This window comes from Alkalinema sp. FACHB-956 (assembly GCF_014697025.1).
GTDB lineage: Bacteria > Cyanobacteriota > Cyanobacteriia > Leptolyngbyales > Leptolyngbyaceae > Alkalinema.
The window spans coordinates 1-10,169 of record NZ_JACJRC010000056.1 but is presented as its reverse complement, the minus strand read 5'-3'; the positions used below and the strand labels follow the sequence as shown (position 1 = coordinate 10,169).

The 10,169-nt window shown below is 51.3% G+C and carries 7 protein-coding genes; 3 read left to right on the top strand and 4 right to left on the bottom strand.

Annotated elements, in window-relative coordinates; genetic code table 11:
- Window positions 1–109 precede the first annotated feature (109 nt).
- The 3 genes from H6G21_RS25215 to H6G21_RS25205 form a co-directional block, all read right to left on the bottom strand.
- Window positions 110–1,855, bottom strand: coding sequence for a calcium-binding protein (locus H6G21_RS25215; RefSeq protein ID WP_190577396.1), 1,746 nt, complete (start codon window positions 1,853–1,855; stop codon window positions 110–112).
- 307 nt (window positions 1,856–2,162) lie between these two features.
- Window positions 2,163–3,953 (bottom strand): hypothetical protein, encoded by a 1,791-nt coding sequence (locus H6G21_RS25210; protein ID WP_190577393.1) that lies wholly within the window; start codon window positions 3,951–3,953, stop codon window positions 2,163–2,165.
- Between the two features lie 27 nt (window positions 3,954–3,980).
- On the bottom strand, window positions 3,981–5,216 hold the full coding sequence (locus H6G21_RS25205; RefSeq protein WP_190577391.1) for a glycosyltransferase family 4 protein: 1,236 nt from the start codon (window positions 5,214–5,216) through the stop codon (window positions 3,981–3,983).
- Window positions 5,217–5,298: 82 nt separating this feature from the next.
- Between H6G21_RS25205 and H6G21_RS25200 the strand changes: the two genes are divergently transcribed.
- Both H6G21_RS25200 and H6G21_RS25195 read left to right on the top strand, forming a co-directional pair.
- Complete coding sequence (locus tag H6G21_RS25200) at window positions 5,299–6,261, top strand: glycosyltransferase family 2 protein (protein ID WP_190577398.1); 963 nt, start codon at window positions 5,299–5,301, stop codon at window positions 6,259–6,261.
- A 146-nt stretch (window positions 6,262–6,407) separates the two neighbouring features.
- On the top strand, window positions 6,408–7,817 hold the full coding sequence (locus H6G21_RS25195) for an SPFH domain-containing protein (RefSeq protein ID WP_190577389.1): 1,410 nt from the start codon (window positions 6,408–6,410) through the stop codon (window positions 7,815–7,817).
- Between the two features lie 40 nt (window positions 7,818–7,857).
- On the opposite strand, the gene H6G21_RS25190 is transcribed toward H6G21_RS25195, so the two are convergent.
- Window positions 7,858–8,559 (bottom strand): hypothetical protein, encoded by a 702-nt coding sequence (locus tag H6G21_RS25190; protein WP_190577386.1) that lies wholly within the window; start codon window positions 8,557–8,559, stop codon window positions 7,858–7,860.
- A 158-nt stretch (window positions 8,560–8,717) separates the two neighbouring features.
- Between H6G21_RS25190 and hisC the strand changes: the two genes are divergently transcribed.
- Window positions 8,718–9,773: a histidinol-phosphate transaminase gene (gene hisC / locus H6G21_RS25185; protein WP_190577384.1), complete on the top strand. Its 1,056-nt coding sequence runs from the start codon at window positions 8,718–8,720 to the stop codon at window positions 9,771–9,773.
- The last annotated feature ends 396 nt before the right edge of the window (window positions 9,774–10,169 follow it).

The window sequence follows — 10,169 nt, the reverse complement described above, 5'->3', positions numbered from 1 at the left end:
TTCCGTTTTTCATGATGTCTTCGGAGCCACAGTTCGGACATCGGAGGAAGGCTGGGATAGATGACATGACTGAATCAATGAATCACGTCTCTCTATTTTCCTCCATCCTTTACAAAAGAACACTACCCCCTAGATTAAATAAGTAGTTATCAGCCCCTGCTTTGCCATCTAGGAAATCATTACCCAGCCCCCCGCGAATCGTATTGTTTTTATTGGTGCCTTCTAGTCGATCGTTGGTCATTGCCCCCTGCTTCAGGTAAGCAGCCCAGAGTTGTTCTTCATTCCAGACAACGCCATCGCTAAATTTGATGCTCTCCACACCATAGTTCAAGCTGTTACCCGAACCGTAGACCTGATCCTTCAGAAGGACAGAATCGGTGATGCCACCGCCAAACGTAATTTTGAGGTCGTAGGATGTGCCAACCCGTGTCACGATCACGTTCGTTGAAGTTAATCCAGTCCCCGAGAAGACCAACTGGTCAATGCTGACATCGTTACTGCTATCAGCTAGAGTGTCTTGGCCATCGCCCAGATTAAATAAATAGGTATCTGCCCCAGCATTGCCATCCAAGAAATCAGTCCCCAGTCCACCGCGCAGGATGTTGTTCTGCTTGGTGCCTTCTAAGCGATCGTTGGTTGTTGCTCCTTGTTTGAGGTAAGCAGCCCAGAGTTGTTCTTCGTTCCAGACAACGCCATCGCTAAATTTGACGCTCTCTACACCATAGTTCAAGCTGTTACCCGAACCGTAGATCTGATCCTTCAGAAGGACAGAATCGGTGATGCCACCGCCAAACGTAATCTTGAGATCGGAAGTAGTCCCGACCCGCGTCACGATCACGTTCGTTGAAGTTAATCCAGTCCCCGAGAAGACCAACTGGTCAATGCTGACATCGTTACTGCTATCAGCTAGAGTGTCTTGACCATCACCCAGATTAAATAAATAGGTATCAGCCCCAGCATTGCCATCCAAGAAATCACTCCCCAGTCCACCGCGCAGGATGTTGTTCTGCTTGGTGCCTTCTAAGCGATCGTTGGTCATTGCCCCCTGCTTCAGGTAAGCAGCCCAGAGTTGTTCTTCGTTCCAGACAACGCCATCGCTAAATTTGACGCTCTCCACACCGTAATTGAGGGAGTTACCCGAACCGTAGACTTGATCTTTCAAAAGGACAGAATCGGTGATGCCACCGCCAAACGTAATTTTGAGATCGGAAGTAGTCCCGACCCGCGTCACAATCACGTTCGTTGAAGTTAATCCAGTCCCCGAGAAAACCAACTGGTCAATGTTGGTATCGTTACTGCTGTCAGCCAGAGTATCCTGGCCATCGCCCCGGTTGAACAGATAGGTATCCGCACCAGCATTACCATCCAAGAAATCACTCCCTAGTCCACCGCGCAGGATGTTGTTCTGCTTGGTGCCTTCTAAGCGATCGTTGGTTGTTGCCCCTTGTTTGAGGTAAGCAGCCCAGAGTTGTTCTTCGTTCCAGACAACGCCATCACTGAATTTAACGCTCTCCACGCCGTAATTGAGGGAGTTACCCGAACCATACAACTGGTCTTTCAGGATAACGGAATCGGTGATGCCGCCGCCAAACGTAATCTTGAGATCGGAAGTAGTCCCGACCCGCGTCACGATCACGTTCGTTGAAGTTAATCCCGTCCCCGAGAAAACCAACTGGTCAATGTTGGTATCGTTACTGCTGTCAGCCAGAGTATCCTGGCCATCACCCCGGTTGAACAGATAGGTATCTGCGCCAGCCTTGCCGTCTAGGATATCGTTACCCTTCAATCCAGACAAAGTGTCATTTTCAACACTGCCATTGAGGGTATCGTTATTACTAGTACCGTTAATAATCATGCTACTTGTCTCTTACACAACAAATCGTAAATGAACAACAAATACCCAAGACAATCCTGCGGTTGAGCATCTGTTCTTCATTTACTGGATAGTCTCTATTCATGGCGTAGTTGAACTTATGCAGCTACAGAACCACAAACGGTAGAATAAAGAAAAAAGTTATAGCGATTCTAGAAGTGAGAATGCTGACGTTGACAGATTAAAAAACTCACCCGTATAAGTGAGTTAGATACAGATATTAGTCAATAAAATCTTCCAGAACAGCGATTGAGATCGTAACCATGATCATCAACAATTGATCTTGGAATTAGAAGGGAGGTGGGCTAGGATCGGCACTCTCCGGTGAATTGGCACTAGGCGGCATATCAGCAGGTGGGGTGAGCGGATTCCCCTCGATCGAATTAAGCATCCCATTGGGCTGAGTGGCAATCTGTTGTTTTTTGGGTTTTGGCGTTGCGGGAATCAAATTAGGCACCATTTGGGCAATCACCCGATCGCGGGTTGCACTTCTACCTAACCGTTGTAACCACTTTTGGGTAGACTTACGGCCTTCGCGATCGTCCATTAACACGGCTCCCCAGACCTGTGCGTAGGGATTGCCCGGATCAAGTTCCACCGCCGTCATCACCCGCCGCCACACACGGCCCGCATCTAACCGAATGTTTTCCAGCAGACTTTCCCGATCGTCCTTCGCGGCCTGAAACACCTCGATCGCGGCCTTCCATTGTCCATCAATCAACTGCGACAGAATTTGTTGGCTGGGATTGGTGGAAGACTGCTTGGCTTGGGCTTGGGTCAAGTTGGCATGGCGTTGAATTAAATCCAATTGGGCTTGGGCCTGGGCTGGCCACTTGGGTTCCTGCTGCTTAATCGCCTTCAGCCGTTCTAGGGCGATCGACCACAACCCGCTGCGGGCCAACAGCAGTGCATCCCCATAATCGCCTGCCTGCAATGCCGGTTTCAGCAAAGCAATCTCCTTAAGGCGCAAAGCTTGCGAAGATTGAATCAATTGATAAATTTGCAACTGCGGTTCCAGTCCCACCGTTTGATTCACGATCAATTCCGGTTGCGAATTACCTGTCACCTGCTGCCAGTAGGGCAACTCCCCCGTCGGGCTCGTCCAGGGAATCAGCGCCTGCAACTGCCCCCGTTTGGGGTCATACTGCACTAACCGCCCAAACTTCAGCCGATTGCCCCCCGCATCCTTTTCCCCGATCGCATTCAACCAAATCCCCGATTTCCCATTGGGCGGTTCTACTTTTTCCACACGATCAAGGCCCAGCACCGTCGAAGTCCCATGGGCTACCATTTGCAAATTGGCCATCGGTTCCAGCACAAACCACTCTTCGAGTCCGGCCAGCGGAATTTGGCTCATCAATTGGTAATGGGGGTCGTGGGAACTGCGCCCTGGGTGCTGCGCTGGTCGATAGACCCGCAATTCCACAATGCGATCGCATTTGGCAGAACAATTAAACGTTTCAGCCACCACCGGATACAAGACATCCTTTCCCGCCAGGGCCAGCTTCTCGCCTAGGATATGGCCCTCCTGTTTCACCTCCGCTCGAATTTCCGCTAAGGTTTGGGGAGCGTCCCAATCAGACACCGGAATTTGCCAGCTTTCCGGCAGGTAACGATTCAACCACACCACCGATTTCGGCTGGACGATAAACTGCGCACTAATCACACCCGCACCCACCACCAAACTGCCCACACTGAGCAGTAAGGCCCAGGGCAATAATCCTCGCAAAAATCGCCCACATCCGATCGCTAACCGTATCAATCGACTCGGGGGCTTCCCCTCGGGGGTTCCTGGCGAGGGACTCGAAAGCGTTGGGGCGTGGGACGATCGCACAGTCATTGCCGTAGAATCCGACGAGGCTGCCAGCGCTTGCTTCTGGGTTTTCTTCGCAGAAAATAACGATTGGAAAAAAGACGGTTGAGCGGATTGCGGTTGGGCCGATCGCGGTTTCCCTTGGCGCTGTTCTAGGCGCTTATCCATCCGTTTTTCAACCCGCTTTTCAATCCATCGTCGCCGCTGCGATCGTTGCGCACGGTTGGAGGAAGCATGATCATCGTCAGGGCGACTGTTACGGCGCATGGTGAGGGTATCCAGTGGGGGATTCAGTTAGAGTCCAGTGAGCACTTGTTCGTAGCGCTGGCCAGCGCCTTCCCAGGTAAATTCGGCTTCGATGTAAGCCCGCGCAGATTGAGAGAGACTTTGCCTCAGTGAAATGTTATCCAAAAGTTGGGCAATTGACTCAACATATTCCGTAACATCGTTGGCCCGCAACGCCCGCAGGGGCCCGATCGCAGCGGAATTTTCGCCGTAGGACAGCCGATCGACCTGTAACCCTTCCAAGCCCCGATCGCTGGCCACCACGGGGATGCCCGCTGCCATGGCCTCCAGGGTTTTATTTTTAATCCCGTATCCGGTGCGCATGGGAATCACACAGACGGTTGCACGGTGGAGAAAGTCCGCCATGGAAGGCACTTGCCCCGTTACCGTGACGCCGGGAATCTGGGCCAGTTCCTGCACCTCCGGGACAGGCCGCGATCCCACTAACGCCAACGTTGCCTCGGGGTAGCGCTGGCGCACTTGGGGAAAAATTTCACGGGCTAGGTAACGGGCAGCGTCGATATTGGCTAAGTTATCCATCGCTCCAATGAAGATCAACCGTTGACCACCGGGATCTTGAGCACGCAGGGGAAAGGCGGCAAAGTCCACACCGTTGGGAATCACGCTGACTGGGGTCTGGGGCGCAAAGGTCTGAAATTCCCGTCGATCGTCGATCGTGGTCACGACAATGTGACTAAATTTTTGGCTAAATTGTTGCTCGTAGCGTTTCAGGAGTTGTAAATAAATGCGATCGCGCAGGGGGTTTTCAGTGGTTCCCGTTTGCAATTGGTTGCGGCAAGAAGCATAGACGGAGCTATGGACATTCACGACTGTCCGAACCGTGCGCTGAAATTGAGGCCGGATGTAGGCTTCGTTAACACTATGTTCGCAGGTAATCACGTCAAATTTCCCATCGGCCACTGCTCGATCGACCCAGGCTTGCAGTTCCGGCGAATAGCTCGATCGCACCCCCGACGGTTGGCCCGTGGCGATGAACTGTCCCAGGCGCAGCAGCTTGGTCACTGGATTAACGGCGGGATTGGCAGGCCGATCGAAGAGGATCAAGTCCGTCACAAACTCCCGCAAAGCAGTAATCTCGCTGTCCTGAACCTCCGGCGTTCTCAGGGTGGCCAACGTCACTTCATGGTGTTGCTGAAGGTAGCGCAGCAGGTTAAACGTGCGTACCTGGGTGCCCCCTTGGGTGGGCGGATAGGGAAAGGTGGCCGAGAGCAGCAGAATACGCATGGTAGAGGTGAATTAACGACAGGAGATGGGGCAGAACAGCAGAGATGGGGCAAACTGAGGGGGAAGCGTTGTGATGGCTCCCATGCCCAAGATTACGGTTTGCATTCCCACTTTTAATCGTGCCCATCTGTTGCCCTTTGCGATCGCCAGTGTTGTGGCACAGACGGAATCCGACTGGGAGTTGGTGGTCTGCGATGATGGCTCGACGGATGCAACGCCCCAGGTGATGGCAGGGTATACCGATCCCCGGATTCGCTACCTGCGCCACAATAGCAATATTGGCAAGAGCAACAACATGCGATCGGGCTATGAGGCCGCGACGGGGGATTACTTTATTAAGTTTGACGATGATGATCGGCTGACTCCGGATTTTTTGGCAAAAACGAGTCAAATTTTAGATCGACAGCCCGCGATCGGGTTTGTGGGCACGGACCACTGGGTGATTGATGAGCAGAACCAACGGCGGCAGGATTGGTCGGATCAGAATTCCCAGCGCTGGGGCCGATCGAATTTACCGGAGGGGCCGATCGCGGATTTGCTGACGGTGGTGTTTGTGCGCCAGAGTTTGCAGATTGGGGCGACGCTGTTTCGGCGATCGGCGTTGCAGGCGGTGGATTACATGCGCCGGGATTGGCAAAACTGTGAGGATAATGACTTGTTTGTCCGCTTGGCCTTGGCGGGCTACCGGGCTTATTACCTGCCGGAACGGTTGATGGAATACCGCTTCCATCCGGAACAACAGGGCATCCACCGCGCCATTCCCTACCTGAGTGACAAGGTGCAGTATTTGCAGTCCTACGAATTCCAAGGTGAGTTGGAACAGGTTCGTCGATCTCGCTTGGCAGAAACGCAGTTACAACTGGGGTGGTATTTGATCGAAACGGGGGAAATTACCAAAGGGCGACATTTGGTACAGGCTAGTATGGCGCGATCGCGGGTTCGATCGAAAGGTAAAGCCATGGTCGGCGTCACACTCTCTTATTTACCCAAACCCATGCGCCAGAATTTAGTGGCAACTCTACGGCGCGCTAAATCATCCCAATAGTCTGTTTTCGCAGGCAGCCTTGCAGGACAGGGAATGTCAACGCAAAACAAATTGTAATTTAGAAAAGTTCGTAAAACCTGCGGTTGGACAGTTCCATAGGCTACTAATGGAGGAGCTATGCCGTCGCTATCCCCACGATACATACGATGAGTAATCAACCGGGAGAAAATACCTATCTCCAACAGGTGTTGCAAGAAAAAGCTGAAGTTGATCGTAAACTCAGCAGCAGTCGGCCTCGGATGGCTCCCGCAGCTTCTGCCCCGTCACCTTTGGGTGGAATTGCGCCACCCGTCAGCCGCGCGATCGATTACCGGATTACGGGATTCTGGATTTGGAAAAGTGTCATCGTTCCGCCCAATGTATACGTGGTGCATACCCGACGGGGCCATCGTGAACCCTTACACATTGGCAAAGGAATTTCCTTTCGCTTCAATCCCCTCACCGATTCCTTTCTTGTCATTCCTGCGGCGGTACAAACGATTTTAATTAATGCCAATTGCATTTGTACAGAACGGCAGGGATTAGTTGTACAAGCCTATGTGCAATGGATTATTAATGACATTGCCACTGCCTATTGGAAATTGGATTTTTCTGATTTAGAAGATCCCATGGGCATTGTGAATTTACAACTGCGGGAGCAGGCAGAAGCAGCCATCAAAGATAAAGTGGCAACCCTCAGTATTGATGAAGTTTTAAGCGACAAACAACCGATTATCGAGGAATTAACCCACCGCTTACAGACAGTTGCAGAAGGGAGCGGCAGTGAAGAGGGGTTGGGGCTGAAAATTGTAACCGTGCAGATTAAGGAAGCGATCGTCAGTTCGACGCAGCTCTGGCAGAACCTCCAGGCTCCCTTTCGGGCGGAACGGGAAAAGCTGGCACGACTGGCGCAACTGGAAAGCGATCGGGAAATTACCGCCAGGGAGTTAGCCAATCGCCTCAGCAGCGAGCGGGGGGAACTGAATGTGGCCAGCGAAATTGAACAATTGCAGGCGGAACAAACTCGCATTGCCTACGATCGGGAACAGACGGAGCAATTGCGCCGAACCCAAGTGGAACAGGAGGCCGAACGCCAGATTTTGGCTGAACAAAACCGCACAGCCCAGGCACGGAACCAAGCCCAACTAGAGTTAGTTTTGCAAGAATTGGAGCTAGAGAAACAACGCATTACCGCAGAAATGGAAAAGGTACAGCAGCAAATGCAACTGGATACTGTGCAGGCTCAGAAAACCCTGGCGGATGTCACAGCCAGTCTGGATGTAGCGGAATTGCGGCACCAAGCCGATCACCATCAGCGCGATCGCCAATTGGATTTAAACCGTAAGCAGCGGGACATTGAAAATGGGATGTCCGATCGCTTGATCCAATCTCAGTTAATTGCTCAGTTACCCGCCATTGCTAAAAATCTGCCCACCCCCCAGGAGCAACGCACAACGATTATTACATCAGAAGCGCAGGATAACCTAGTCAATCCGCTTTTAGGATTGATCGCAGGGCTGTCCCAAGTAACACGAGATGTGTTTGCACAGTCTGATCAGGAAGCCGCACCCAAATGAGTTCCCCAACATTGCTAGTCAATCCCGGCCCGTTGCGACCCTAGAGGGACTTCCAATGCTTCAATCCACCGATAGTCCAGGAACCTTGGGTGGGATCACACCGTAGGCGAAAAGTTCGGTCTAGCTGGAAAACGCCACCCAGCGATCGCCCAATGATGAGTTTATAATCGGGTTGAGTTTGCCCCTTTCCCAGAGTCCAGAATGACTGGATTTTGCTATTGATGCTAATAATCTCATCGCGTTTATAGATTGCTTTTCGAGTAAAAACAATTGCAAATTTAGCAACGATTTCTAGACGATCTGGATACAGATTGATTTTCAGAACACGATCGCCATATCTAAAAAAATACAAGCCCAAATAAAATAAAAAAGAATAGATTAAGAACGCAAAAATAAAGTTATTTCCAGAAATCTGCGAATTGAGGATGAGAACTAGGTCAAAACCGATAAGAGCCATACCGGAGAGCGGTGATAATACATCAGCCGACAGAAAGATGGGATGGAATACGAGGCTACTAACATTCGGCTCATCGTGAACACCGGGACGATGACTCGTATTAAAGGGAATGCCAAGCTTTGGGCTGGGTTGCCGCCAACGCCACGGAGATCGATTTTCTTTGGATGTCTGTAGGTAGTCAACGGGTGTATAGCTCATCCATGTTTTTTGATAAGCCTGGTAGGCCCAGTAGAATATCAAAATCGTTAATAATACAACGAATACAGCCAATAAATTGAGCACCATCGTTTAGCTTCTTCCCCTCTAGCAACTGTCTGTGGATCAGAGTACCCAAAAGGGAGCCCATTCGTATTAAGTCGTCTTATGGACTCACTAATTTATAGACTCACTGATTTACAATGGACGATCTTGGAAATACTGCGCGATCGCGCCCTTGAGGATCTATGAGTTACTTTCGTCCCGCCGTTGACGCTATGACGGGCTACGTGCCCGGAGAACAGCCCAAACCCGGCACCCGCATCATTAAACTCAACACCAACGAAAATCCCTATCCCCCGTCGCCCCAGGCCATGGAAGTCCTGCACCAGCTGGATGGTGAATGGCTGCGGCGCTACCCCGATCCCTTTGCCCGCGAATTTTGTCAGGCGGTCAGCGATGCCCTGGGGGTGCCGAGCGACTGGATCATCGTCGGCAATGGTAGCGACGATGTGCTGAATATCCTCGTCCGAGCCTGTGCAGAGGGCCACGATCGCAAAGTGGTTTACCCCATGCCCACCTATGTGCTCTACCGTACCCTGTCGGAGATGCAGCCCGCTGAGGTGTTGGAGATTCCCTATCCCGCTGATTTCCGTCTGCCGATCGAGGAACTGGTTGCGGCCAACGGAGCCATCACGTTCCTCGCCTCACCCAACAGTCCCTCCGGCCACTCCATTCCGCTGGATGACATTCGGGAACTAGCGCGGCGGGTTTCCGGCGTGGTGGTGGTGGATGAAGCCTACGTCGATTTTGCTGAATATTCCGCCCTGCCGTTGGTGCAGGAATTTGACAATGTGATTATTCTTCGCACCTTGTCTAAGGGCTATTCCTTAGCGGGTCTGCGCATGGGCTTTGGGATTGCCAATCCCAAACTGTTAGAGGGCTTATTCAAGGTCAAAGACAGCTATAACATCGACGCGATCGCGACGTTGGTGGGAGCCGCTGCCATGCGTGACCAAACCTACAAAAATGACTGCGCTGAAAAGGTGAAAGCATCCCGTGCGCAGTTAGCGATCGATCTGAAAAATCTGGGTTTCACCGTGCTGGAGTCCCACGGTAATTTCGTGCTGGCAACTCCTCCAACGGGTGCTGTTGCTGGGGATCTCTACCTTGCGCTGAAAGATCGGGGCATTCTGGTTCGCTATTTTAAACAGCCCGGTTTGGATGACAAACTGCGCATCACCGTCGGCACCGATGAACAAAATCAGACGTTGTTAGAAGCATTAATTAGCTTGATGAAATAGCGATTGCGATTCAGCTATTGATTTCGCAGGATTCGATCGTCTGGGATGACTAAATCGCCATTATTTCGATTGTCTTAATCAGTTTTACAACTAGACGCTTGGAGCAATCGATCAAGCAGTTCAGCCAATCCCAGATGATCGGCCCACGATTCTATGTATCAATACTCCGGACACATTTTCCAGAGAAAAAAGGGGTAAAAATCGACAAAAAGCGATTCATCGGATAAGGTGCCAGTATCAACTCAAGCACGAGATGAATCGCATTATGGATATTGTACACAGCCTACTGAATCAAGTGGGTGGTTTCGCAAACCGCAAGGCCAATTTCTAGCGAGTCTGTTTGTAACGTTATGGGTCGTGTGTGGCAAGGCGAATTTCACCAATTTAAGTCGATAT